17 protein-coding genes are annotated in these 25,733 nt (G+C 72.0%); 8 read left to right on the top strand and 9 right to left on the bottom strand.

The features are described from left to right. The first annotated feature begins 233 nt into the window (after positions 1-233). Together ABT300_RS16555 and ABT300_RS16550 are read left to right on the top strand one after the other, a co-directional pair. On the top strand, positions 234-2,060 hold the full coding sequence (locus ABT300_RS16555; RefSeq protein ID WP_351675869.1) for an AMP-dependent synthetase/ligase: 1,827 nt from the start codon (positions 234-236) through the stop codon (positions 2,058-2,060). A gap of 125 nt (positions 2,061-2,185) precedes the next feature. Continuing rightward, complete coding sequence (locus tag ABT300_RS16550; protein ID WP_351675851.1) at positions 2,186-3,022, top strand: aldo/keto reductase; 837 nt, start codon at positions 2,186-2,188, stop codon at positions 3,020-3,022. A 61-nt stretch (positions 3,023-3,083) separates the two neighbouring features. Here the strand turns inward: ABT300_RS16550 and ABT300_RS16545 are convergent, their stop codons facing one another. The 4 genes from ABT300_RS16545 to ABT300_RS16530 all read right to left on the bottom strand — a co-directional run bounded on the left by ABT300_RS16545 (position 3,084) and on the right by ABT300_RS16530 (position 8,511). Further along, entirely contained in the window at positions 3,084-3,785 is a 702-nt protein-coding gene (locus ABT300_RS16545; RefSeq protein WP_351675849.1) for an SDR family oxidoreductase, read from the bottom strand. A gap of 114 nt (positions 3,786-3,899) precedes the next feature. Further along, the gene (locus tag ABT300_RS16540) at positions 3,900-4,832 is read right to left on the bottom strand and encodes a class I SAM-dependent methyltransferase (protein ID WP_351675846.1); all 933 of its coding nucleotides are present in this window, start codon (positions 4,830-4,832) and stop codon (positions 3,900-3,902) included. Positions 4,833-5,187: 355 nt separating this feature from the next. Continuing rightward, positions 5,188-6,921 carry a glycoside hydrolase family 6 protein gene (locus ABT300_RS16535; RefSeq protein WP_351675843.1) on the bottom strand — a complete coding sequence of 578 codons (1,734 nt, stop codon included), beginning with the start codon at positions 6,919-6,921 and terminating at the stop codon, positions 5,188-5,190. Positions 6,922-6,981: 60 nt separating this feature from the next. Further along, positions 6,982-8,511, bottom strand: a complete 1,530-nt coding sequence (locus ABT300_RS16530) for a cellulose binding domain-containing protein (RefSeq protein ID WP_351675840.1) — start codon at positions 8,509-8,511, stop codon at positions 6,982-6,984. Between the two features lie 266 nt (positions 8,512-8,777). Between ABT300_RS16530 and ABT300_RS16525 the strand changes: the two genes are divergently transcribed. Continuing rightward, entirely contained in the window at positions 8,778-11,693 is a 2,916-nt protein-coding gene (locus tag ABT300_RS16525; protein ID WP_351675837.1) for a glycoside hydrolase family 48 protein, read from the top strand. Positions 11,694-12,077: 384 nt separating this feature from the next. Beyond that, positions 12,078-14,744 carry a cellulose binding domain-containing protein gene (locus ABT300_RS16520; RefSeq protein ID WP_351675834.1) on the top strand — a complete coding sequence of 889 codons (2,667 nt, stop codon included), beginning with the start codon at positions 12,078-12,080 and terminating at the stop codon, positions 14,742-14,744. 118 nt (positions 14,745-14,862) lie between these two features. Here the strand turns inward: ABT300_RS16520 and ABT300_RS16515 are convergent, their stop codons facing one another. The 3 genes from ABT300_RS16515 to ABT300_RS16505 all read right to left on the bottom strand — a co-directional run bounded on the left by ABT300_RS16515 (position 14,863) and on the right by ABT300_RS16505 (position 18,062). Next, positions 14,863-16,722 carry a rhamnogalacturonan lyase gene (locus ABT300_RS16515; RefSeq protein ID WP_502977950.1) on the bottom strand — a complete coding sequence of 620 codons (1,860 nt, stop codon included), beginning with the start codon at positions 16,720-16,722 and terminating at the stop codon, positions 14,863-14,865. 213 nt (positions 16,723-16,935) lie between these two features. After that, the gene (locus ABT300_RS16510; protein WP_351675831.1) at positions 16,936-17,724 is read right to left on the bottom strand and encodes a class I SAM-dependent methyltransferase; all 789 of its coding nucleotides are present in this window, start codon (positions 17,722-17,724) and stop codon (positions 16,936-16,938) included. 35 nt (positions 17,725-17,759) lie between these two features. Beyond that, the gene (locus tag ABT300_RS16505; RefSeq protein WP_351675828.1) at positions 17,760-18,062 is read right to left on the bottom strand and encodes a 4a-hydroxytetrahydrobiopterin dehydratase; all 303 of its coding nucleotides are present in this window, start codon (positions 18,060-18,062) and stop codon (positions 17,760-17,762) included. A 316-nt stretch (positions 18,063-18,378) separates the two neighbouring features. Here ABT300_RS16505 and ABT300_RS16500 point away from each other — a divergent pair, with 316 nt between their 5' ends. The 4 genes from ABT300_RS16500 to ABT300_RS16485 all read left to right on the top strand — a co-directional run bounded on the left by ABT300_RS16500 (position 18,379) and on the right by ABT300_RS16485 (position 22,690). Next, on the top strand, positions 18,379-19,245 hold the full coding sequence (locus tag ABT300_RS16500; protein ID WP_351675826.1) for a helix-turn-helix domain-containing protein: 867 nt from the start codon (positions 18,379-18,381) through the stop codon (positions 19,243-19,245). A gap of 111 nt (positions 19,246-19,356) precedes the next feature. After that, a complete protein-coding gene (locus tag ABT300_RS16495) occupies positions 19,357-20,220 on the top strand; it encodes a Sco1979 family transcriptional regulator (RefSeq protein WP_351675823.1) in 864 nt (287 codons plus the stop codon). A 248-nt stretch (positions 20,221-20,468) separates the two neighbouring features. Next, positions 20,469-22,229, top strand: a complete 1,761-nt coding sequence (locus tag ABT300_RS16490) for a right-handed parallel beta-helix repeat-containing protein (RefSeq protein ID WP_351675820.1) — start codon at positions 20,469-20,471, stop codon at positions 22,227-22,229. Then, entirely contained in the window at positions 22,226-22,690 is a 465-nt protein-coding gene (locus ABT300_RS16485) for a hypothetical protein (RefSeq protein WP_351675818.1), read from the top strand. Before ABT300_RS16490 ends, ABT300_RS16485 begins: the two co-directional genes overlap by 4 nt. An 85-nt stretch (positions 22,691-22,775) precedes the next feature. Here the strand turns inward: ABT300_RS16485 and ABT300_RS16480 are convergent, their stop codons facing one another. Both ABT300_RS16480 and ABT300_RS16475 read right to left on the bottom strand, forming a co-directional pair. Further along, a complete protein-coding gene (locus tag ABT300_RS16480) occupies positions 22,776-23,204 on the bottom strand; it encodes an OsmC family protein (RefSeq protein ID WP_351675815.1) in 429 nt (142 codons plus the stop codon). A 225-nt stretch (positions 23,205-23,429) separates the two neighbouring features. After that, positions 23,430-25,613: a phage holin family protein gene (locus ABT300_RS16475; RefSeq protein WP_502977949.1), complete on the bottom strand. Its 2,184-nt coding sequence runs from the start codon at positions 25,611-25,613 to the stop codon at positions 23,430-23,432. Positions 25,614-25,733: the final 120 nt, after the last annotated feature.

The raw sequence follows: 25,733 nt of genomic DNA, 5'->3' as shown, positions 1-25,733 counted from the left end.
CCCGACGGGAGCGTGGGCGTCGTAAGCGGTGCGGGGGGATTCGGTGGAGATTACGGTGCCGAAACTTACTCAACCGTCAGCTTTGTGTCCGTCCCTTCCCCTTGTGGGCCCTTTTTCCCGCCCTGACCAGCGTGGACTGGAACGTCGCCCGCCTTGTGCGCCCCTCCCGCCCTGTCGCCGGGTGGGGTAGCTTTCACGGCGCTGTGCGGCCTTGAGAAAGCGGGGTGCGAAGTTTGCGGGAGTTCACCAACCCTCCGTTGGCGCTGCCACCGCCGGTCGGCGGTCTGGCCGACGTCGTCTTCCGGCACGCCCAGGAAGACCCGCACTACATCGCACTCGGCCGCAAGGACGAGCACGGCGAATGGCGGGACGTCACCTCCGCCGAGTTCCGCGACGAGGTCCTCGCCCTGGCCAAGGGCCTCCTCGCCCAGGGCATCCGGTTCGGCGACCGCGTCGCGATCATGTCCCGCACCCGCTACGAGTGGACCCTGTTCGACCACGCCCTGTGGACCGTCGGCGCCCAGGTGGTGCCGGTCTACCCCACCTCGTCCGCCGAACAGTGCTTCTGGATGCTCTACGACGCCGAGTGCACGGCCGCCGTCGTCGAGCACGAGGACCACGCGATGACGATCGCCACCGTCATCGACCGCCTTCCGCAGCTGCGGCAGCTGTGGCAGCTGGACTCCGGCTGTGTGCAGGAGCTGTACGACGCCGGCGCGGCCGTCGAGGACGAGGTCGTCCACCGTCATCGGGAGGCGGTCACTCCCGACTCGACCGCGACGATCATCTACACCTCGGGGACCACCGGCCGGCCCAAGGGCTGCGTCATCTCGCACGGCAACTTCATGTTCGAGGCGGACACCGTCATCGAGCGCTGGGAATCGGTGTTCCACTCCAGGAAGGGCGACGAGGCGGCGACCCTGCTGTTCCTGCCGCTGGCGCACGTCTTCGGGCGAATGGTGCAGATCGCCGCGATCCGCGGCAGGGTGCGCTTCGGCCACCAGCCCCAGCTGCACGCGTCCGCGCTCCTCCCCGACCTCCAGGCGTTCCGTCCGACGTTCTTCCTGGCCGTGCCGTACATCTTCGAGAAGGTGTTCGGCGCGGCACGGCGCAAGGCGGAGCGGGAGGGCAGAGCGGGACCGTTCGAGAAGGCCGTGGACGTGGCCGTGCAGTACGCCGAGGCGGTCGAGGCGAAGGCGTGGGGCACCGGACCGGGCCCCTCGGCCGGGCTGCGCATGCAGCACCAGCTGTTCGAGAAGCTCGTCTACGGCAAGCTGCGCGCGGCCATGGGCGGCCGGGTGCGGCAGGCGATGTCCGGCGGGTCGGCCATGGACCGCAGGCTCGGGCTGTTCTTCGCCGGCGCGGGCGTGCAGATCTACGAGGGCTACGGTCTGACGGAGACGACGGCGGCGGCGACCGCGAACCCGCCCGGCCGCACCCGCTACGGCACCGTCGGCCAGGCCATCCCGGGCATGACCGTGCACATCGCCGACGACGGCGAGATCTGGCTGCGCGGCGACAACGTCTTCCAGGGGTACCTCAACAACCCCAAGGCCACCGACGAGGCCCTGCACGACGGCTGGCTGGCCACCGGCGACCTCGGCGCCCTGGACGAGGACGGGTATCTCACCATCACCGGCCGCAAGAAGGAGATCCTGGTCACCTCCGGGGGCAAGAGCGTCGCGCCGGGGCTGCTGGAGGAGCGGGTGCGCGACCACCCGCTGGTCCACCAGTGCCTGCTGGTGGGCAACGACCGGCCGTTCGTGGCGGCCCTGATCACGATCGACCAGGAGGCCGTCGAACACTGGCTGCAGATGCGCGGCAAACCGCAGATGACGCCGTCGGAGCTGGTCAGCGACGCCGATCTGGAGGCGGAGGTGCGCCGGGCGGTGGTGGCCGCCAACACGCTGGTCTCGAAAGCGGAGTCGATCCGCACCTTCCGCATCCTCGGCCTGCCCTTCAGCGAGGAGCACGGACTGCTGACCCCGTCGCTGAAACTGAAGCGCAAGGCGATCGAGAACGCTTACGCAAACGAGGTCGAGGCGCTGTACCGGTCCTGAGCCGGACCCGGCCCCAGGTCTTGGACGGGCGGAGAACGGGTACCGGAGGGGGAGGAATGCACCGACCGTCGTGATCGTTGACGATGGGAGTACCCCTTGACGGACAACCGAAGGATCAAGAGCTCGTGAGCAGCAAGGTCCCCCCGATCATCCTCAACAACGGCGTCGAGATGCCCCAGCTGGGCTTCGGGGTCTGGCAGGTGCCGGACGACGAGGCGGAGCAGGCGGTCACCACCGCACTGGAGGCCGGGTACCGCAGCATCGACACAGCGGCGATCTACGGCAACGAGGAGGGCACCGGCAAGGCTCTCACCGCCTCCGGCGTACCCCGCCAGGACGTCTTCGTCACCACCAAACTCTGGAACTCCGACCAGGGGCACGACGCGACGCTGCGGGCGTTCGACGTCTCCCTGGACAAGCTCGGCCTGGACTACGTGGACCTGTACCTGATCCACTGGCCGCGGCCGGCCCGGGGGCAGTACGTCGACACGTACAAGGCCTTCGAGAAGCTCCTCGCCGACGGCCGGGTCAAGGCGATCGGCGTGTCGAACTTCCTGCCGGAGCACCTCGAGCGGCTCATCGACGAGACGTCGGTCGTGCCGGCGGTCAACCAGATCGAGCTGCACCCGCATCTGCAGCAGCAGGAGTCCCGCGCGTTCCACGCGGAGCGGGGCATCGCCACCGAGGCCTGGTCCCCGCTCGGCCAGGGCAAGGGCCTGCTCGAGGTCCCGGCGGTCGTGGCCATCGCCCGCAAGCACGACCGCACCCCCGCCCAGGTGGTGCTGCGCTGGCACCTCCAGCTCGGCAACGTGGTGATCCCGAAGTCCGTGACGCCGTCGCGGATCAAGGAGAACATCGACGTGTTCGACTTCAGCCTGGACGACGAGGACCTCGCGGCCGTCAGCGCCCTGAACGAGGACCGTCGCATCGGTCCGGACCCGGCCTCGTTCGACATCGGCTGACGGGCCCGAACCGCGTGAGGGCGCCCCGGACAGGGGCGCCCTCGGCGCGTCAGGGGGCTCGTCAGTTGGGCTGCCCGACCGGCCGGACGACGACGGTGTTGACGTCGACTCCGGCCGGCTGCCCGACGGCCCACACGACGGAGTCGGCGATCTGGTCGGCGGTCAGCAGGTGGCCGGGCGGCAGGCTGCCGTAGCTGTCCCAGAACGGGGTCTCCACCCGGCCGGGCGCGACCAGCGTCACGCCGACGCCCCACTCGGTGACCTGGCGGCGGGTGTTCTCCGCGAGTCCGGTGACCGCGTACTTGGTCGCCCCGTAGAGGTTGCCCGGGGTCGGCACGAAACCGGCGACGCTCCCGATGAGCACGATCCGTCCCCGGGTCTCCTTCAGCGCGTCGATCGACGCCCGGATGAGCAGCGCGGGGCCGAGGACGTTGGTCAGCACCATGTCGGTCCACCCGGCCGGATCGCCCTCGGCGACCGAGTCGTGGGTGGCGGTTCCCGCGTTGGCGACGACCGTGTCCAGCCGGCCGTAGGCGTCGAGCGTACGGTCGACCGCCGACCGCACGCTGTCGTAGTCGGCGGCGTTCCCGGCGAACGTCGACAGGGCCTTCGGGTCGCCGAGGCCGGCGGCGAAGGCGCGCAGCCGTTCCTCGCCTCGGCCGGTGACGGCGACCCGGTGCCCGAGGTCGAGCAGTCGCCGTGCGACAGCGGCGCCGATGCCGCTGCCGCCGCCGGTGATCAGTGCGACCGGAGAGTCGGTCATGGTTGCCCCCTGTGTCTCGGTGTACAGCGGGGATTCCATCAGCTGGAGTGCTCTCGAAGTCAAATGCCTTCAGAGGCACGGCGATCGGCGGCCGCCCACTGCCGGATCACGCCGTCAGCCCGCGCGTACAGCGGTGTGCACGGTGTGGGCGGCGAGCACGAATACGTCGGGCCGGCGGTGCACGCTCGCTGCGTCGTCCGGGTCGAGGAGGCGGTCGACGGTGGCACGGTCGTCGGCGTCGAGGTCCTCGCCGAAGGCCTCGCGCAGCCTCGACAGGATCGCGGCGACGTAGGCGCGGGCGCGGTCGGGGGCGGGCGCGGGCAGGTCGAGCAGGAAGCTGCGGCTGCGGCTGTGCCTCAGGCCCGCGGCGCCGAGCAGCGCCGCCCAGTCCTCGGTCTCGGCCACGGAGCCCGGCAGGTCGGCCCGCATCCGCGCGAACCACTCCGCCTCCAGCACGTCGAGCCGCGCCTCGAGCCCCGGCCGCCCGAAGCCCAGGTCGCGCGGCAGGAACCGGGCCGGCAGCCCGCCCTCCATGATCGCCAGTGTTCCGCCGGGGCTGAGGCGCTGCGCGAAGGCCGTCAGCGCGGCGCGTTGGTCGCCCAGGTGATGCAGACTGCGCCCGGCCCACAGCAGGTCGGCCGGGTAGTCCAACTCGCCCAGCACGTCGGGCAGTTCACCGACCAGGGTGCCGAACCGGTCGGCGTACCCGAGCCGGGCCGCCCGTTCCCCGGCCCGCCGGAGCAGCGGCTCGGAGCCGTCGACCGCCATGACGCGCGCGCCGGGGAAGGTCTCCGCGAACAGACAGGAGACGACCCCGGGGCCGCTGCCCGCGTCCACGATCAGCCCGGGCTCGGTCACTTCCCTGCCGAGCCAGGACAGGGCCCGCTCGTACAGCGGGGTGAAGAGTTCGGCCTGCGCCTCCAGATGCTGCGCCATCCCGGCCCAGTCGACGTCGGTGCGCTGGTCGCGGCCGGGACCGTGCGAGTGGCTGTGACCGTGACCGTGCGGGTTCTGGTCGGCGTGGGGTGCGTGCGGGTGGTGCGCCATGGTGGTCAGCCTCTCGTCCGGTGTGCCGTCAGCGTGCGCCGACGCACCGCGGGAGTGCCACTTCTGTTGCCGGGACGGCAAAAAGACGGGTGCGGACGGCAAGCCGTTCCGCACCCGTTTCCCCCGCCTGTTCTCCCTGCCTGTTACAGCTTCCGTTTCCGCGTCCGGCGCGGCCGCCGCGGCGCCGGACCGGCCCCGGAGAGCCGGGGCCACGGAAGTGGACTGGACGGGACCCGTCCGGCCGCCGGGTCGGCGATCCGCCGGGGCCCGGCCCGGGAGGGCCGGCCGCCCGACGGATCACACCGATGCCGGTTTCACGGCCGGGCGGATCCGTTCACCTGCTACAGCTCACCGGTCACAGCGCCGGGTAGGCGTTCTGCATCAGCTGCTGGAACTGGGCCGAGAACCAGCGTCCGGACAGCGGTGCGTTCCCCAGGGAGCCCGACATGCTGTTGCCGTTGCGGGGGTTGCCCGTGTACGTCGGGTCGCACATCCGGTCGAAGCCCTTGCCCTCGTCGTTGGGGATGAGGGAGCTGGAGCCGTCGGACTCACCCGGCGGCTTCATCCAGACGTACGCGTCGATCCCGGCGGCCGGAGCGGCCTTCGGTCGCTCGCCGAGTCCGGCGCCGGACTGGTTGCACCAGTTTCCGACATGGATCCGCCGGTCGTAGCGTCCGCCGTTCACATAGGTGTCCACGCTGGTCGTGGCGCCCGGGCCGGTGGGCCGGGCGGAGCCGCCCCAGCCGTTGCGGGAGGTGTCGATCAGCATGCCGATGTTCGACCGGAAGCCGGTCGTGACCAGCTGGTTGCGGAACGCCTGGGCGTACGACAGCTCATCGGTGTACCGGTTCCAGTCCACCCACTTGGACTCCCGGACCGACTTGCCGGCCACCTGGTCGTTGATGGTGAAGTTGTTCTCCTTCAGGGCGCTGTAGTTCGCCGTGTTGGTGATGAAGCCGTGCACGTTGTCGACGGTCGAGCCCTCGGCGGTCGCGGCCTGGTACATGATCTGGGCGGAGGGGACGAAGTTGTCGTCCCAGCCGAGCCAGCCGTGGTGCCCGGCGTCGATGTAGTTGTAGACGTTGGGGATGGCGCCGAGCTTCTTCAGCGCGTAGCCCACGCCCTTCACGTAGTTGCCGTTCGCCTTCATGACGTCGCACGCCGGAGTGGCGGTCGGCCGGCTGCCGGTGTTGGTCACGAGGTTGGGCAGCGAGTCGATCTCGACGGTCGTGACGATCCGCAGGCCGGCGTACTTGCTGTCGGACAGGATCGCCGCGATCGGGTCGATGAACTGCGTCTTGTACTTGTCGATCTCCGTCGGGCCGAGCTCGCCGTTGGAGGCGAGTGCGGAGCAGTCACGCCCGGGGAGGTCGTAGACGACCAGCTGGACGACTTCCTCGCCGCTGCCCTTCTGGGCGAGGGCCGCGTCCAGGTGGGCGCGCAGCCCCATGTGGCCGCCGGCGCCGTTGATGGCGGCGATGCGGTCGAGCCAGACGCCGGTGGGCTGGTTGGAGACGCGGCTGCCGCCCGGTTCGGCGGCGGCGTTCGCCGACCATTCGGGGTTCACGTACACCTTGGCCCCGGCGTAGGGGTTGTCGACCCTGGTGGGCGGGGTGCCGGGGCCGGTGGGTCCCGGATCCGTGGGTCCCGGATCGGTGGGTCCGGTTCCGCCGTCCACGTTGCAGGTGACACCGTCGAGGGTGAACGACGTGGGCACGGCGTTGCTGCCGCTGTAGGTGCCCTGGAACCCGAAGCTGACCGAACCGCCGGTCGCCAGCGTCCCGTTGTAGGTCTCGTTGTTGGCGGTGACGGCCGTGCCGGACTGGGTGACCTTCGCGTTCCAGGCGTTGGTGACCTTCTGACTGCCGGCGTACGCCCACTTCACCGACCAACTCGTCTTGGCGGCAGAGTTGTTGGTGACGGTGACGGCGGCGGTGAAGCCGCTGCCCCAGTCGTTCTGCACCTTGTAGTCGACGCTGCACGGGACGGCGGCGAGCCCCGAGTCGCCGGGGACCACGGCGAGTGCCGTCCCCGAGGCGCCGGCGACCAGCGCCAGCGCGGCGAGTACCGCTGTTCTGCTACGGCTCATGAGTGCGGGTTTCCTTCGTGGTCGAGGGTGTGGTCCGTTCTGTTGCTTGCCGGGTGGCGCCTATCCGTCGAGTGCGCGCAGATGGTCGCGCAGTCCGATGCCGTACGCCGTGGGCGTCCCGTCGTAGGCGGAGATGAGGGACGGACCCGTGGAGCAGTCCCAGGCGTTCCAGGTCCAGCCCAGGTACGACAGTCCGCGATCGTCGAACCACTTCATGACGCGGTCGACGAAACCGTGTGAGCAGGTGTTCTCGCCGATCTCTCCGGCCACCAGCGGCACCTGCGCGGCCACCGGGGCGAGCGTGGAGTTCCAACAGCTCTCATTGGCACAGGAGTTGAAGTTGTAGACGTGGTAAGCGGCGGCGAGATTGCCGGTGGGGTCGGTGGGTTTGTGGGTCAGCCACTGGCCGAGGTCGTTGGAGTAGGCGAGCCCGCCGGCCAGGATCACGTTCCTGGCCCCGGTCGCCCGCACGGAGTCGACGAGGTCCTGCATGCCGGCGACCTCGTAGCCGATGCCCGGGCAGGTCCCGCCGTCCCGCCAGCACTGCCACGCCTGGGAGGTCGTGGCGGTGGCGCGGTCCGGATAGGGCTCGTTGAACAGGTCGAACACCACGGCGGTGTCGTTCTTGAAGGCGCCTGCGACCGAGGACCAGAACGCCGGCGTGTACTGCATGTCGGGCATCGGCTTCTGGCAACTGGCGTGCACGTCGGAGCAGCCCGCCGAGTTGCCGGTGTACTGGCCGTACGTCCAGTGCAGTTCGACGATCGGGGTCATGCCGTGCGCCTTGACGCGGGCGACCAGGTCCTTGACGGCGTTGACGTAGGTCGCGCCGCGGTACGCGGGGTCGATGTTCGAAAGGCCCAGCCAGCACTCCTCGTTGAGCGGGATACGGACGGTGTCGACGTGCCAGGCGGCGATCGCGGCGACGGCGGCGTCGTCGACCGGTCCGTCCCAGATGCCGCGCCCCTGCACGCACATGAACTCGCCGCCGGAGCGGTTCACGCCGAGCAGTCGGCGGGTGTTCCCGGCGGCGTCCACGAGCTTGTTGCCCGAGACGTGCAGGGCGGGCGGCGCGTCACCGGGTCCGGGCGGGTCGGTCGAGGGCGGCGCGGTGGGGGTCGGCGTGGGGGTGGGGGTCGGCGTGGGGGTGGACGTGGGCGTGGGCGTGGGACCGTTGCCCGCGTTGCAGGACGTGCCGTTGAGCCGGAACGCGGTCGGCGCGGCGTTCGCCCCTGTCCGCGAGGCGATGAATCCGGCGCTGACGCTCGCGCCGGCGCCCAGGGAGCCGTTCCAGCTCTCGTTCGCGGCGGTGACGGTCGCGCCGGACTGGGACCACTTGGCGTTCCAGCCCTGGGTGACCTTCTGGCCTCCCGCGAAGTCGAAGGCGAGACTCCAACCGCTCATGGCCGCCGCATTGTTGGTGACCTTCACGGCGCCCTGGAAGCCGGTGTCCCACTGGCTGTCGACCGAGTACTCCACCGTGCAGGAAGGCGCCGCTCCTTGCGCCGTGACGACCGGCAACAGGGCGCCCGCGACGAGGGCGACCGTGCCGACGACGGCTAAAAGTACTGAACGCGGGGGGTGACGCATGAGCGACTCCTTGCAGCTCAGGCGCGTCGTGACAGACGCGTCGACTGATGGAACCGCTCCCACTGGTGACTTGAAGTTAGCGCCACGGGCTGGCAAAGAACAGTGGCGGTGACTGACTTTTACTCAACTCCCGCCGTCGAATCTTTTCGACTCTTCAAGCATCTTGACCGCGTTCACCCGCATCCCCACTATGGGAGCGCTCCCACTGGTTCAAGGCTTGTTGCTCCTCCCCCCACTCCCCCGAGCCGCAAGGAGGAACCAGCACCATGAAACCCTCACGCAGACGTCGCGGGACGCGGCGCCTGTGGACCGCCGCCGTGGCGGCCCTGGCGCTCCCTCTCGCCATGCTCAGCACGAGTACGACACCCGCCCAGGCGGCCGCGCTCGCGTGCAGCGTCGACTACAAGACCAACGACTGGGGCTCCGGGTTCACCGCCGACCTCACCCTCACCAACCGGGGAGCCGACCCGATCAGCGGCTGGACCCTGACGTACTCCTACGCGGGCAACCAGAAGCTGTCGAACGGCTGGAACGGCAGCTGGTCGCAGTCCGGTCAGCAGATCACGGTGAACAACGCCTCCTACAACGGGACGATCGCCCCCGGCGCGGCCGTCGGCACGGGCGCGCAGTTCAGCTACAGCGGCGCGAACGCCGCTCCCACCGCCTTCGCGGTCAACGGCACGCCCTGCGTCGGCGCGCACCAGCCGCCGGTCACGGTGCTGACCAGCCCGACCGCGGGCGCCGTCTACACCCAGGGCAGCGCGGTGCCGCTCGCGGCGACCGCCGCGGCCGCCGACAACGCGACGATCACCAAGATGGAGTTCTACGACGACACGACCCTGCTGGGCACGGACACGAGCGCGCCGTACACGCTGTCCGCCTCGGGGCTGTCCGTGGGCAACCACTCCCTGGTCGCCAAGGCCTACGACAGCCTGGGCGCGTCGGCGTCGTCCACACCGGTCGGCATCACGGTCGCCTCGGGGCCCGCAGTGGTCGCCTCCACCACCCAACTGGCCGTGCAGCAGGGCAAGACGGGCACGTTCACGCTGAAGCTGTCGACCCAGCCCTCGGCCAACGTGACCGTCACGACCGCCCGCACCACAGGCAACACGGGCCTGACGGTGAGCGGCGGCGCGAGCCTCGCCTTCACCCCGGCGAACTGGAACACCGCCCAGACCGTGACCATCACCGCCAACGCCTCCGGCACGGGCGCCGCGACCTTCGAGTCGAGCGCCGCCGGGCACGCGAAGGCGACGGTCACCGCCACCGAGATCGCCGGGACCAAAGCGTACGACGCCCGGTTCCTCGACCTCTACGGCAAGATCACCAACCCGGCGAACGGCTACTTCTCCCCCGAGGGCATTCCCTACCACTCGGTCGAGACGCTGATCGTCGAGGCCCCGGACCAGGGCCACGAGACCACGTCCGAGGCCTACAGCTACCTGCTGTGGCTGCAGGCGATGTACGGGAAGATCACCGGCGACTGGACCAAGTTCAACGGCGCCTGGGACATCATGGAGAAGTACATGATCCCCACCCACGCCGACCAGCCGACGAACTCCTTCTACAACGCGTCCAAGCCGGCCACCTACGCCCCCGAGCTGGACACGCCGAACGAGTACCCGGCGAAGCTGGACACCGGGGTGTCCGTGGGATCCGACCCGATCGCCGGTGAGCTGAAGTCCGCCTACGGCACCGACGACGTCTACGGCATGCACTGGCTGCAGGACGTGGACAACGTCTACGGCTACGGCAACGCGCCCGGCAAGTGCGGGGCAGGCCCGGCCGACACCGGCCCCTCCTACATCAACACCTTCCAGCGCGGCGCACAGGAATCGGTGTGGGAAACGGTTCCGCAACCGACGTGCGACGCCTTCAAGTACGGCGGCAAGAACGGTTACCTGGACCTCTTCACCGGTGACGCCTCCTACGCCAAGCAGTGGAAGTTCACCAACGCCCCGGACGCCGACGCACGCGTCGTGCAGGCCGCGTACTGGGCGGACATCTGGGCCAAGGCCCAGGGCAAGGGCGGCGACGTCTCCGCGGCCGTCGGCAAGGCCGCCAAGATGGGCGACTACCTGCGGTACGCGATGTACGACAAGTACTTCAAGAAGATCGGCAACTGCGTCGGGCCGAGCGCCTGCCCGGCCGGCGCCGGCAAGGACGCCTCGCACTACCTGCTGTCCTGGTACTACGCCTGGGGCGGCGCCACCGACGCCAACGCCGGCTGGGCGTGGCGCATCGGCTCGAGCCACACCCACGGCGGCTACCAGAACCCGCTGGCCGCCTACGCGCTCAGCAGCTACGCCGACCTGAAGCCCAAGTCGGCGACGGGCCAGGCGGACTGGGCGAAGTCGCTCACCCGGCAGATGGAGTTCTACCGCTGGCTGCAGTCCAGCGAGGGCGCCATCGCCGGCGGCGCGACGAACAGCTGGGCGGGCCGCTACGCGACTCCCCCGGCCGGCACGTCGACCTTCTACGGCATGTACTACGACCAGCAGCCCGTCTACCACGACCCGCCGTCCAACCAGTGGTTCGGGTTCCAGGCGTGGTCCATGGAGCGAGTGGCCGAGTACTACCAGCAGACGGGGAACGCCGCCGCGAAGGCGGTCCTCGACAAGTGGGTCGACTGGGCGCTGTCCAAGACCACGATCAACCCGGACGGCACCTTCCGCATCCCCTCCACGCTCCAGTGGTCGGGCCAGCCCGACACCTGGAACGCGTCGAGTCCCGGCGCGAACACGGGACTTCACGTCACCGTCGCCGACTACACCGACGACGTCGGCGTGGCCGCGGCCTACGCCAAGACCCTGACGTACTACGCCGCCAAGTCCGGTGACACGGAGGCGAAGACGACGGCCAAGGCGCTCCTGGACGGAATGTGGGCCAACAACCGGGACGCCCTCGGCGTCGCGGTCCCGGAGACCCGCACCGACTACAACCGCTTCGACGACGCCGTGTACGTCCCGAGCGGCTTCAGCGGCAAGATGCCGAACGGCGACACGATCAGCTCCTCCTCGACCTTCACCTCGCTGCGGTCCTTCTACAAGAACGACCCCGCCTGGTCGAAGATCGAGGCCTACCTCGCGGGCGGCGCCGCGCCCGTGTTCACGTACCACCGCTTCTGGGCCCAGGCGGACATCGCCATGGCCATGGGCTCGTACGCGGAGCTTCTCGAATAAGCCCCCGCTGAGCGCCTCGCCGGCCGGGCGGCGTCCGACCGCGGGCCGGATGCGGCCGGCCGCGCGGCTCCCCGCGCCCCCTCGCCCCTCGGGGCCAGGGGACACGGGGTGGCGCCGCCCTCCGGCGAAGCGCTCGAGGCTCCGCGTACGTGGCCCCGTCACCTGACGACGGGGTCCAGCCGGGCGGCCCCCACCCGCACAGGGGGCCGCCCGGCAGTCGCACGTCACGCCCGTGCCGCACCGCGCGACGCCACGCCGTGCGACGTCACGTCACGTCCCGCCCGGACGCCCGCGCCCCGGACGCCCGCGCGCTCCGCACGTCCCGCATCTCTCCCCCCGCACCCGTCTCCTCCCCCTGGCTTTTCGCGAGGAAGGACCCCCACCGTGCGAAGAACCCGCATCCTGACGGCCGTACTGGCGCTCGCCGCCGGTCTGATCGCGGGCAGCCCGCCCGTGCTGGCCGCGAACGGCAGCCCGCAGGCGGCGCCGGCCGCCGAGTCGTACACCTGGAAGAACGCCCGGATCGACGGCGGCGGCTTCGTGCCGGGCATCGTCTTCAACCGCAAGGAGAAGAACCTCGCCTACGCGCGCACCGACATCGGCGGCGCGTACCGCTGGCAGGAGTCGAGCAAGACCTGGACTCCGCTGCTGGACTCGGTCGGCTGGGCGGACTGGGGCCACACCGGCGTGGTGAGCCTGGCCTCCGACTCCGTCGACCCGAACAAGGTGTACGCGGCGGTCGGCACGTACACCAACAGCTGGGACCCGGGGAACGGGGCGGTGCTGCGCTCCGGTGACCGGGGTGCGAGCTGGCAGAAGACGGACCTGCCCTTCAAGCTGGGCGGCAACATGCCGGGCCGGGGCATGGGCGAACGGCTCGCGGTCGACCCGAACCGCGACAGCGTGCTGTACCTGGGCGCGCCGAGCGGCAAGGGCCTGTGGCGGTCGACGGACTCGGGCGTCAGCTGGTCGCAGGTGGCGAACTTCCCCAACGTCGGCGACTACCGGCAGGATCCGACCGACACGAGCGGGTACGCGTCCGACAACCAGGGCATCGTGTGGGTCACGTTCGACGAGTCCACGGGCACGTCCGGCGCCGCCACGAAGACCATCTACGTCGGGGTGGCGGACAAGGACGACGCGGTGTACCGCTCGACGGACGCCGGCGCCACCTGGTCGCGGCTGGCCGGGCAGCCGACGGGATACCTCGCGCACAAGGGCGTGCTGGACGCCGTCAACGGCTACCTGTACCTGGCCTACAGCGACAAGGGCGGCCCGTACGACGGCGGCAAGGGCCGGCTGTGGCGCTACGCGACGGCCACCGGGACCTGGACGGACATCTCCCCGGTGGCGGAGGCCGACACCTACTACGGCTTCAGCGGGCTGACGGTCGACCGTCAGAAGCCGGGCACCGTCATGGCCACCGCCTACAGTTCCTGGTGGCCGGACACCCAGATCTTCCGTTCCACGAACAGCGGCGGAGCCTGGACGAAGGCATGGGACTACACCTCGTACCCCAACCGCGCCGACCGCTTCACGATGGACGTGTCCTCGTCGCCGTGGCTGACATGGGGCGCGAACCCGTCGCCGCCGGAGCAGTCTCCCAAACTCGGCTGGATGACCGAGGCGTTGGAGATCGACCCGTTCAACTCCAGCCGCATGATGTACGGGACGGGCGCGACGATCTACGGCACGGAGAACCTCACCGCGTGGGACAGCGGCGGCCGGTTCACCGTCCGGCCGATGGTGCAGGGCCTGGAGGAGACGGCGGTCAACGACCTCGCCTCTCCCCCGGCCGGCGCCCCGCTGCTGAGCGCCCTCGGCGACGTCGGCGGCTTCCGCCACACGGACCTGACCAAGGCGCCGTCGATGATGTTCGCCTCGCCGAACTTCACGACGACGACGAGCCTGGACTACGCCGAGACGAAGCCCGACACCGTGGTACGGGTCGGCAATCTCGACTCGGGACCGCATGTGGCGTTCTCCACGGACAACGGCGCCAACTGGTTCGCGGGAACCGACCCTTCGGGCGTCAGCGGCGGCGGCACGGTCGCCGCATCCGCGGACGGCGGCCGATTCGTGTGGAGTCCGGCGGGCGCCGGCGTGCAGTACACCACCGGGTTCGGCGCCTCGTGGTCGGCGTCGAGCGGCATCCCCGCCGGCGCGACCGTCGAATCCGACCGCGTCGACCCGAAAACCTTCTACGGCTTCAAGTCCGGCAAGTTCTACGTGAGTTCGGACGGCGGAGCGACCTTCACGGCGTCGGCCGCGAGCGGTCTGCCCAGCGGGGACAGCGTGCGCTTCAAGGCACTGCCCGGCGTCAAGGGCGACGTCTGGCTGGCCGGCGGGGCGAGCGACGGGGCGTACGGGCTGTGGCACTCCACCGACTCCGGGGCCACCTTCGCCAAGCTGTCGTCCGTGGAGCAGGCCGACACGATCGGATTCGGCAAGGCGGCTGCGGGCGCCTCGTACCAGACCCTCTACGCCAGCGCGAAGATCGGCGGGGTCCGGGGCGTCTTCCGCTCGACGGACAAGGGCGTCACCTGGACCCGCATCAACGACGACGCCCACCAGTGGGGTTGGACGGGCGCGGCGATCACCGGCGACCCCCGGGTGTACGGGCGGGTGTACGTCTCGACCAACGGCCGGGGTGTCATCTACGGAGACACCTCCGACACCGGTGGCGGGGGCGGGGGCGGGGGCGGCACGGACCCGACGCCCACCCCGACAGGCGCCTGCGCGGTGACGTACACGATCACCAACCAGTGGTCGGGCGGCTTCCAGGCGGACGTCAAGCTCACCAACACCGGCACGAGCGCCTGGTCCGGCTGGAGCCTCGGCTGGACGTTCGCCGACGGGCAGAGCGTCTCCCAGATCTGGAACGCCGAGCACACCCAGTCGGGTGCGGCGGTGACGGCGAAGAACATCGCCTGGAACGGCAACGTGGCGGCCGGCTCGTCCGTCGCCTTCGGCTTCACGGGCAGTTGGTCGGGTACCAACACCAGACCGACGGCGTTCCGGCTCGGGGACCGCAGTTGCTCGTCGGGCTGAACCGCGGGTCCCGCACGGCACGTTCTGCGGGACGCTGAGAAACCCCCAGAACCGAACCCGCCGCGTCACGCGGAACGGGCCCCGTCCGGATGTCGGGCGGGGCCCTTCGCGTCGACGGTCAGGGCGTGTACACAACCGGCCTGGGTGCGGTGGCCATGCCGTCCCCGAGGAAGAAGCTCGGGTGCGGCGGCTGGTTGTAAGCGGTGTTCTGCCAGGCAAGGCCGGTGCGGTACATCGTGTCGTGCAGCAGGGTCGTGATCCGCGTGCTCGTCTCGTACGGCGTCGAGTAGATGCGCAGGGCCCGGTTGTCGACGGTCGGCCAGACGACCTCCTCACGCCAGTCGCCGAGGATGTCCCCCGACAGCGAAGGGGTCGCCTTGGTGCCGTTGTCGGAGTGGACCCCGGAGCCGGTCAGCAGCCGGGTGTCCGAGGCCGGCCCGTACTTGTCGATGTGGGTGCCGTCGAGGAGTTCGCGCACGGGATCGGCGTCCCACCAGGACAGGAAGTTGACGGAGGACGGCTCCCGGCCCCTGGCCGCGCCCGACGCGTCGCGGATCGAGCCGTCGGACGCCGACCAGGCCTCGGCGCCGGCGCTGCCCGCCCAGATGTCGCCGGCGACTCCACGGCCGTTGTCGCAGCAGGCCGCCAGCTTCCACTTCACGGCGCCCTTCGCCGGGTCGATGTACAGCTCGGCGGGCTGACCGGCGGACTCCGAGACCTTGAAGTACTCCAGGCCCGCGTGTGAGGGGTCGAGGTCGGCGAGGTGCTGGGCGTCGCCGTGCCCGGTCCTCGTCGTCCACAGACCCCTGCCGTCGTCGTCGACCGCCATCGCGCCGTAGACGATCTCGTCCCTGCCGTCGCCGTCGACGTCCCCGACGGAGAGACTGTGGGAGCCCTGTCCGTCGTACCCCTTGCCGGTGTTGGACGAGGAGTCGGTGTCGAAGGTCCAGCGGCGGGTGAAGGCGCCCCCGCGCCAGTCCCAGGCCGCGATCACCGTACGCGTGTAGTAACCGCGTGCCATGATCAGCGACGGGCGGGAACCGTCCAGGTAAGCGGTTCCGGCGAGGAAACGGTCGACGCGGTTTCCGTACGAGTCGCCCCACGACGAGACCGAGCCGCGCGCCGGGACGTAGCCGACGGACTGCATCGCCCGGCCGCTGCGGCCGTCGAACATGGTCAGGTACTCGGGGCCGGACAGCACGTATCCGCTGGAGTTGCGGTGGTCGGCGGAGGAGCTGCCGATCACCGTGCCGGCGCCGTCCACCGTGCCGTCGGCCGTCTTGACGGCGACCTCCGCCCGGCCGTCGCCGTCGTAGTCGTACACCTGGAACTGCGTGTAGTGGGCTCCGGAACGGATGTTGCGGCCCAGGTCGATCCGCCACAGGCGGGTCCCGTCGAGCGTGAGACCGTCGAGGAACGTGTTTCCGGTGTAGCCCGACTGCGAGTTGTCCTTCGCGTTCGTCGGCTGCCACTTCAGGACGATGTCCAGCGCGCCGTCGCCGTCCAGGTCGCCGACGGAGGCGTCGTTGGCCTCGTAGGTGTAGGCCACGCCGTCGGGGGTGGCGCCGCCCGCAGGCGGCGTGAGCGGAACGTCCCGGTAACCGGTGCGCAGCTGCACCGCGTGGACGGAGTCGGCCTGTTCGACGCCGCCCACGATCGCGCGCACCGTGTAGTCGGCCTGCGCCGGGGCGCCGGAGTGGAAGTAGTTCGTGGAGCCGGTGACCGGCGTCGGATTCACCTTCGTGCCGGCCCGGTACACATTGAAGGAAACAGTGTCGGAATCGGTTCCGAGCCAGCGCCAGCTCACCAGGTTGCCGCTGTCGGTGTGCACGCTCACGACGCCTCGATCGAGGGCCTCGACCTGGCGAGCGGTGGCGGCCAGGGGGGCTGCCTGCGTGCGCGTGAGCTCGAGCGCGGGGGCCGCGCCGGCGCCGGGGAGGTTCGGTCCGGCGCCCACCAGGACGGCGGCGCAGGCCAGCGCGGTGAGGACGACCCTTCGTCTGCGCTGCCTGCGCTGCCTGCGCGGACGCGACGGCGCGGGCCGCTCCGTCCACGGTGGTCGCGACTGCCGAAGGGGGAACGGGTGCGGGTGCGGCTGTTGCACGGGGCGTGCCTCCTGAGCGGGACGGACGGCTTCCGCTCTCCCAGTCGCCGCCGCGGACACCCGAGTTGCCGGGTCGGGCGGCCGGGTTCAGGCGTCCCGCAGCCCTGGATCGCCCCCCTTCGGCAACTGGCCGGGAAGCGGTTTCCGAAACGCTTTCAGGGCGAATACGGGGTCCGGGCGGGGCCGGTCCTGGTCGGGCAGGGCCGCGAGGCGGGCGGCGAAACCGTCGGCCAGCGGATGCCCGGGCGGCAGCGTGACGAACCAGCCGCGTCGCAGATCGGCGATGGCCCGACGCGGGCTGCGACCCTGTCCCCGGCCGGCGAAGCGGGCCTGGCCCGCGGGGACCAGGCCGGATGCGACGGCGTACGACTCCACGAGCGCGGCGGCGTCCGAAGCCGGCCGGGGTGGGCGCGAGGCCAGCACGACATCGATGTCGCTGCCCACGTTGTGCGACGCGCCCTTGTCGACCGTGGTGACGTAGACCCCGCCCGGACGCAGCACCCGGGCGCACTCGGCGACGATCCGCAGCGCGTCCGCCGGGTCCTCCACGAGGTGCAGCAGCCAGACGCTGCTGACGGCGTCGAACCGTCCCGCGCCGAAGGGGAGCCGGCGGGCGTCGGCGAGGACCACCGCGTCCGGCAGCCGGGCGGCGGCATGGCCCGCCATGGCCGGGGCCCGGTCCACGCCCGTCACGCGCAGTCCGGCACGTCGGTCGGCGAGCCGCCGGGTGACGATGCCGGTGCCGCACGCGACGTCCAGCAGGCTGCGCGCCCCGCCGGGCACCAGTCCGAGGACGGCGTCCGCCGCCGCGGCGGCCCGGGGCTCGCCGCCGCGCAGGGTGTCGTAGCGTTCGGCTTCCTCGTCGTAGTCCAGCACCGCCCCTCCCCCCTCCCCTCGCCCGGCCGGGCGGGTCAGTGCGCCCCGTGCGCGGGGGCCACGGCCTCCACACGGCGGGCGAGCTCGACGTCCAGACCGGTGACGGCGCCGCCCGCGCTGTGGGTGTGCACGCTGAGCGACACGGTGTTGTAGCCGAGGGTGAGCTCGGAGTGGTGGTTCAGCTCCTCCTGGATCTGTGCGACATGGATGACCAGGGAGGTCGCGGCGAAGTGCGAGCCGAGCCGGTAGGCGCGGGTGAGGCGGCCGCCGTCCAGGGACCAGCCGGGCAGCTCGCCCAGACGCTCCTCGATCTCGCTCGGCGACAGCGGTTCGGCCATGACCGGCTCCCTTCGTGGGTGTCGCGTACCCGTCCAGCGTGCCACAGGAACGCCGGGACGGCCCTGGTCAGCAGGGCTCCGCGGGGAACACGACGATCCGGGCGCCCGCGCCGGCCGGGGCCGCCCCGGCCCCGGCCCCGCACCCGCCGTCGGACGTCAGGCGTCGGGAGTCGGGGGTCGGGCATCGGGCGTCGGGGGGCGGGCGTCGAGGGGCGGGGTGCGTCCGTGCGCCGGAGCGGCTGCCGGGCACGTCCCCGATCGCGCCGGGCGGCTGCCGGGTGCATGCCCTTCCGGTCGGTGAACTACGGTCGAGGGCATGACCGTTGCAGCGATCGGCACGCAGTCCGCCCCCGCGGGGCCCGGCGGCGAGGGCGTGGGCCCGCTGCTGCGGGCCTGGCGGGAACGGCGGCGGATGAGTCAGCTGGAGCTGGCGCTGCGCGCCGACTCGTCGGCCCGGCACGTCAGCTTCGTCGAGACGGGGCGTTCCCGGCCGAGCGAGGACATGGTGCTGCGGCTCGCCGAGCAGCTCGACGTGCCCGTGCGCGAGCGCAACGCCCTGCTGCTCGCCGCCGGATACGCGCCGCGGTATCCGCAGACCCCGCTCGACGACCCGGCGCTGGACGCGCTGCGCTCGGGCCTGGAACGGCTGCTCCAGGGCTATGAGCCGTATCCGGCGCTGGTCATGGACGCCCGCTACGACGTGGTGGCGGCCAACCGGGGCATCACGATGCTGCTGGAGGGCGTCCCGGAGTCCCTGCTGGAGCCGCCGCTGAACGCGATGCGCCTCACCCTCCACCCGAAGGGCCTCGCACCGCGCATCCGCAACCTGCGCGAGTGGCGCGGGCATCTGCTCGCGCAGATGGAGCGCCAGATCGCCCTGTACCGCTCGAAGCCGCTGCGGGAGCTGTACGAGGAGGTGGCCGCCTATCCGGTCGCGGACACCGGGGCGGCTCCGGGCGCCGGGGCGGCGGCGGGCGTCGGGGCGGACGGCGAACCGGGCGAGGCCGTCCCGTATTTCGCGCTGCCGATGCGGATCGAGCACGAGGGGCGGATCCTCTCCTTCATCTCGACGGTCGCCACCTTCAACACCCCCATGGACGTGACGGTCGCCGAACTCGCCGTCGAGACGTTCCTGCCCGCCGACCCCGCGACGGCCAAGTACCTGCGCCATCTGGCCGGCTGACGGCCGATCAGCCGGAGCGGCCCGTTGAATGCCCCCTTCCGCTATCCGTGAGATCGCGGCCCGGACGTGACACACTGACCCGCGTGCCTCGACACGCAGGGGAGACGTGGGGTGAGTGAGCGACGGCCCGCGCCCACGGTGGGCCAGGTGGTACTCGGCAGACGGCTGCAGGAACTGCGCGAGGCGGCGGGCCTCAGCCGCGAGGAGGCCGCCCGTGCCCTGCACGTCGCCCCGGCGACCGTACGGCGCATGGAGACGGCCGACGTCGCGCTGAAGGTGCCGTACGTGCAGGTGCTCCTGGAGGCGTACGGCGTCCCCCGGGGCGAGGCAGAGGGGTTCGTCTCGCTCACCGAGGAGGCGAACCGGCCCGGCTGGTGGCAGCGCTACCACGACGTGCTGCCGGAGTGGTTCAGCCTCTACGTGAGCCTGGAGGGCGCCGCACGGCTGATCCGCTCGTACGAGCCGCACTTCGTGCCCGGGCTGCTGCAGACCGAGGCCTACGCGACGGCGGTGCTGGAGGCCGGGACCGTCGGGCGCTCGACGCCGGACTCCCTCGAACGTCACGTGGCTCTGCGCATGGCGCGTCAGCGGCTGCTGGAGAGCGCCGACCCGCCCCGTCTGTGGGTGGTGATGGACGAGACGGTGCTGCGCCGGCCGGTGAGCGTCGACGCCGCCGTGATGGCGGAACAGCTGGACAAGCTGGTGGAGTTCGCCGAGCGGGACCGGATCACTCTGCAGATCTCCGAGTTCGCGGCGGGCCCGCACCCCGGGACGTCCGCGCCGTTCTCGCTGTTCCGTTTCGGCGAGCCCGAGCTGCCCGACATGGTCGTGACCGAGTATCTGACCGGCGCGCTCTACCTCGACGTCCGCAAGGAGGTCTCCGCCCATCTGGAGGTCCTCGACCACATGACGACGCACGCCGCGTCCGCCGAGCACACCAAGCAGATCCTGCGGGACGCCCGCGACGGCCTCTGACCCTCCCGCAACAGCTCTCGCGCCCCTCCCGCGACAGCGGCCGGCCCTCCCGCGACGGCGGCCGGCCGCCTGCCGCGTCGCGGAGTCCGGCCGGGCCGGGGGCTGCACAGGTTCCGTGAAGGCCCCTCGCCGCACACCCGGCACGGCAGCCCCGCTCGGGTAGCATCGGTGACGGACGGTCAACAGTGCGGCACGAGCCGTCGGCGGTCGACGGTGCTGCACAGACGGGCGCTTCGGGGGAGGCGGGCATGGTCAGGAAGTACGTCGTCTCTCCGGGCGGGGGCCGCGGCGCGCACCCCGACATCGGCTCCGCCCTGCGGGCCGCGGCCGCACGCGGACGCGCCGCGCGGATCGAGATCGCGCCCGGCCGTTACGAGGAGCAGCTCACCGTCCACGGCGAGGTCGAGCTGGCGGCGGCCGGCGACCCCGGCTCCGTGGTGGTGGGCGGGCCGCGGGGCACCGTGCTCACCGCCTTCGGGTCGGTGGTGGTCCGCGGTCTCGTGCTCACCGGCCGGGAGGCCGACGCCGGGGTCGTCCACTGCCGGACCGGCTTCCTCACTCTCGACCGGACCGAGGTGCGGGCACACCGCGGGGTGTGCGTGCACGTGTCGCCCGGCGCCTCCGCGACGCTGACGGACAGCGCGTTCCGGTTCGGCCGGACCGTGTTCACCGGCAGCGCCGGACTCGTCGAGCGCTGCCGGTTCGCCGACGCGGCCGACAACGCGCTCGCGGCGATCGAGAGCGCCCGGGTCACCGTGCGCGACAGCCGCATCGACGGCGCCGGCATCCACGGCGTGCGGGTCAGCGACGCCTGGGCGCGGCTCGTCGGCTGCGAGATCACCGGCACCGAGCGGACGGCGGTGATCGCGGACGCGCAGGCGGAGCTGACGGTCGAGGGCTGCCGTGTCGAGGGCGTGCACGGGGCCGCGCTCGAGTTCGTCGAGCAGTCCCGGGGCACGGTCTCGGACACCCGCGTCCTCGACGCCGAGAACGGGATCGTGGTGGCGAGCGGCGCCGACCCCCGGGTGCGGGACTGCGTGTTCACCGGGTGCCGCGACACGGGCATCCACGTCCAGGACGCGGGCCGTGGCGCCTTCGAGGGCTGCGAGGTCGTGGACGCGGGCAATGTCGCGGTGCTGTCGACGCGGGGCGGCGCTCCACTGGTGAGCGGCTGCCGCGTCTCGGGCGGCAATGTGGGCATCGCCGTCACCGACCGCGCCCGGGGCCGGTTCGCCGGCTGCAGTGTGCGCGATCTGACGGGCGTCGGCCTGCGGGTGTGGGACGGCAGCAAGGCCGTGTTCGAGGACGTCCGCGTCGAGCGCTGCCCGTTCGGGCTGGACGCCAAGGGCGACGGCGGCACCACGGCCGAGCTCACCGGCGTGGCCTTCGGCGACTTCGACATGATCGCGGTGGCCGCCGTCGGCCAGTCCCGGGTGACGCTCAGGTCGGTCACGGCCGAGCGCGGGCTGCTGGGGTTCGGCGCGGGCGAGGAGGCCCAACTGCACCTGCACGACTGCACCGTCACCGGGGTGGAGACCGGCGGGGCCCTGGCGTTCGGCACGGCGCGGCTCGTCGCCCGCGACCTCACCGTGAGGGGCGCGCAGTCGTACGGACTGTGCGGGACGGGCTCCGCGTATCTGGACGTCGTCGGCGGCCGCTTCGAGGACTGCGCGGCCACGGGGGTGCGCTGCGACGAGAAGTGCGGCGGCCGGCTGGCGCACTGCAGCGTGACGGGCACGTCGGGGACGGCGGTGCAGCACAACGGGCGCGTCCAGCTGGTCTCGTTGCGCACGGAGCTGCCGGTGAGGGAGATCACCGAGCCCGCCCCGCCGCCGACGATCGTGAACAACTACCACGGCCCCGTGTTCGTGGAGGCCGTCCACAGCGCCCAGTTGGCGTGGGGCAACACCAACGTCGTCCAGCAGCAGACCCATCAGAGCCACCCGGACGACGGCAGCGACCGCGGCGTGCAGACCGACGCCATCGACCCGGACGGAGTCAGCCGGTGAACCACCCGAACGTGCCGAACGACGTGAACGACGCGCAGGACGCGCAGGACGCGAACCGTGCGCAGCAGGTGAACCATTACGACGGCCCGGTGTTCAACAAGGGCGTCGGGAACGCCCAGTTGGCCTGGAACAACGAGACGGTCACCCAGAACCAGCAGATCAACGACGGTTCGGTCGCGCCCGGTTACGAGGCACTCTCGGCGCTGGTGACCGATCTGCTCCGGCAGCTGCCCGGAGCTGGCCTCGCCGACGGCGACCGCGCGGACACGGCGACGGCGGCCGAGGAGGTCATCGCGGAGATCACCGGCCCGGACTCCCCCGAGCCCGGGCGCGTGCGCCGTGCGGTCACCACGCTCAAGGGAGCCCTCGCCCCCGTGGCGACCGGTCTGGCGGCGGGAACGGCCGTGGGGGCGCAGGAATGGGCCCAGTCCGCGATCCGAGGCCTGACCGGCCTCGTCTGAACCGCGAGGCGGGGCGGGCCCGCCCGGGCCGGGCGCGCGGACCGTCCGTCGGGAGCGGCCCGGCGTGCCCGGCGCGGGCGGCCGGTCAGGCGAGCTTGGCCGACAGCGTGATCGGGACGGCCTTCAGGGCCTGGCTGACGGGGCAGTTGACCTTGGCCTGCTCCGCGGCGGCGAGGAAGCCGTCCTCGTCGAGGCCGGGCACCGTGCCCTCCACGGTCAGGTGGATGCCGGTGATGCCCTCGCCCGGCTGGAAGGTCACGTCGGCCGAGGTGACGAGCTTGGCGGGCGGCGTGCCCGCACCGGCCAGGGCGTGCGAGAAGGCCATGGAGAAGCAGCTGGAGTGGGCTGCCGCGATCAGCTCCTCGGGGCTGGTCTTGCCGTTCGCCTCCTGGGTACGGGCGGCCCACGTCACGGGCTGCTGGCCGATGGCGCCGGAGGAGTCGAAGGTCACGACCCCGTTGCCCTCGAGCAGGTTGCCTTCCCAGACGGTGTGTGCGGAGCGCGTGGTGGCCACGGTTCTTCCTTTCGCATGGGGATCCCGGTGGACGGGATTGCGTGCCCCCATCCGATCACACTCCGGCTCACCGCACCCGGAACACCGGGCCTCGCGCCGTGAACGGCAGCCGTCGGTCCGGCGGCGCCGCGCAGGCGTGCCCGCGCCGCGCCCGCGCGGCGTCCCACCGGCTGCGGACGCGGCGCGAACTCGTCGACCCGGCGGGCCAGTCGGGCGTCTTCGTCGTCAGGCGGCGCGTTCCTCCCGGGCGGGCTCCTCGCGCGCCGTCTTCAGCGGGACCTGGGGGCCGTCGGACTCGCGCAGCCAGCGGCGCAGGACGCGGTGCACGTGTTCCGCGCCCACGAGTTCCCCGCCGTCGCCGACCGGCGCGGACAGGGCCAGCGGGGACAGCAGGAACGGCCGGGCCTGGGCGCCGCCGAGGCCGCCGTGCGAGCCGATCTGCTCCTCGAAGGCGAGGACCTCGCCGTCGGCCGGGTCGTGGCAGGAGTTGACCATGATGTCGGCGGTGTGCGGGAAGGTGTGGGTGCGGCGCACGGCGTCGGCCGCGCCCGGCCCGAACACGGCCAGCGGGCCGGGGTGCTCGTCGAGCCGGTCGAGGGGGATGTGCGCGCCGTGCGCGCCGAGGACGACTCCGCCGTGCTCGTCGCTGCGCACCAGCAGGAAGCCGACACCGGGATGGTTGGCGAGGGTGGACAGCAGCGCGGGGTGGCGGGCGTCGATCTCCTCCTTGCTCATCCGGTGCGGGACGTCCGGGAAGGAGATCAGGCCCAGGTTGCCGGAGGCCAGCACGACCGGCTCCGAGCGGCGGCCGGACGGCTCCCGGCTGCCGGACGGCTCCTCCACGGGGCGGCGCAGCGCCGCACGGACGGCCGCGCGGGCCTCGGCGCCGCTGTGGGTGCGTTCCGCCCCGCGCGGCACGGGCAGCCCGCAGCCGGCCCGCACCAGGTCGCCGAGAGTGAGGCCGTAGCGGGTGCGGAACGTCTCGCCGGGACTCTGACCGTGGTCGGACAGGACGACGATCCGGTAGGGGCGAGGGGCGTGCTCGGCGACGGTCTCGATCAGCGCGAGCGCCCGGTCGAGCCGGCCGAGGACCTGCTCGGTGTCCCGGCCGAGCGGCCCGGAGTGGTGCGCGACCTCGTCGTACGCCACCAGGTCGGCGTAGACGGCGGTGCGGCCGGCGAGCATGTCGCCCATCACCGCGGCCACCACGACGTCGCGTTCGACGACGGTCGCGAAGGCGCGGACGAAGGGGTAGAGGCCGCCGCGTCCCACGCGCGGGCGGTCGCCCCGCAGCCGGGCGCGGGTGGACTGGACGATCTCGCGGACGACCTCGGCGACGAACGACAGGGCGGTGCGCACGGCGTTGGCGGGGTCGCTGAAGTAGGCGAAGTAGCCGGCCCGGGAACGGGTCTCCCGGCTGCGCCGACGTGCGGCTATGGACAGGACGAGGGCCTGCTCGTCGGCGCCGCCGCCGAAGAGGTTGCCGCGGCTCGCGCCGTCGGCCGACAGCAGTCCGCCGTCACCGGTGCGTTCGACCGCGCGGCGCTGGAGTTCGGCGGCGCTGGTCGGACGGTTGCAGACCATCACCTCCCCGGTGTCCTTCTCGTACCAGCGGAAGGCGGGTACGTCGTGGTTGCTGCCGTGCAGGATGCCGAGCTGGCTGGCGCCGGTCTGGCTGGACCAGTCGGTGCGCCAGGGGGTGAGGCGGTGCGTCGCACGCGGCGTGCGCCCCGGTGCGCCCACGCCGCCTTCGGCGGGCGCTTCGCCCAGCCACTGGGCGACCGTCGGCATCAGCCCCTTCCGCACGGCCGTGACCAGCACGTCGTGGCCCACGCCGTCGAGCTGGAGGAAGACGGCGCCGTGGGTGGCGGGACAGGCGGGGCCGCCCCTGCGCCGACGGTCGGCGAGGCGGTACAGGCGGCGACGGTAGGCGTCGTCGTCGCGTACGGCCAGGGCTCCGCCCGTCGCGGATGCGACGGCGGACATCACGGCGGCGACGATGACGGCGGTCTCGGGGGCCGCCTCGCTCTGCCCGGAGGGGTTCAGCCGCAGGGCGAGGAGCAGCAGCGAGCCGTTGAGGAAGAACACCAGCAGGCCGAGCACCAGGGCCGGCACCAGCAGCAGGAGGCGGACCAGCAGCGGCCAGGCCAGCGCGGACAGCACGCCGAACACGCCCGCGCCGACGGCCGCGGTCACGGCGACGGTGGTGGCGCTGTCGCCGTCGGGCGACTGCAGCCGGAAGTCCGGCAGGATCCCCGCCAGCACGAGCATCGTGAGAGTGGAGACGGCCCACACCGCGATGCTCCGCCCGGCCTGACTGACGGCCCGCCGCCATCGCACCCCACGCACGCCCCGTACACCTCGCGTTCCGGCCCCGACGCCCGTGGGAGCCGTCTTCCACCCTGCCATACCGCGGCGAGGGGCACCCCGGGGGACCGAGGCCGGTCGTTCGGATCACGCCGCTCACGGGCGTCGCAAGGACACGGACGGAGAGGGAACGCAGACGGAAAGGGAACGGGGACGGAGCGG

Origin of the sequence: Streptomyces sp. NPDC001027 (genome assembly GCF_040299045.1) — a bacterium.
Lineage (GTDB): Bacteria > Actinomycetota > Actinomycetes > Streptomycetales > Streptomycetaceae > Streptomyces.
This window is presented reverse-complemented; position numbering and strand designations above follow the sequence as displayed.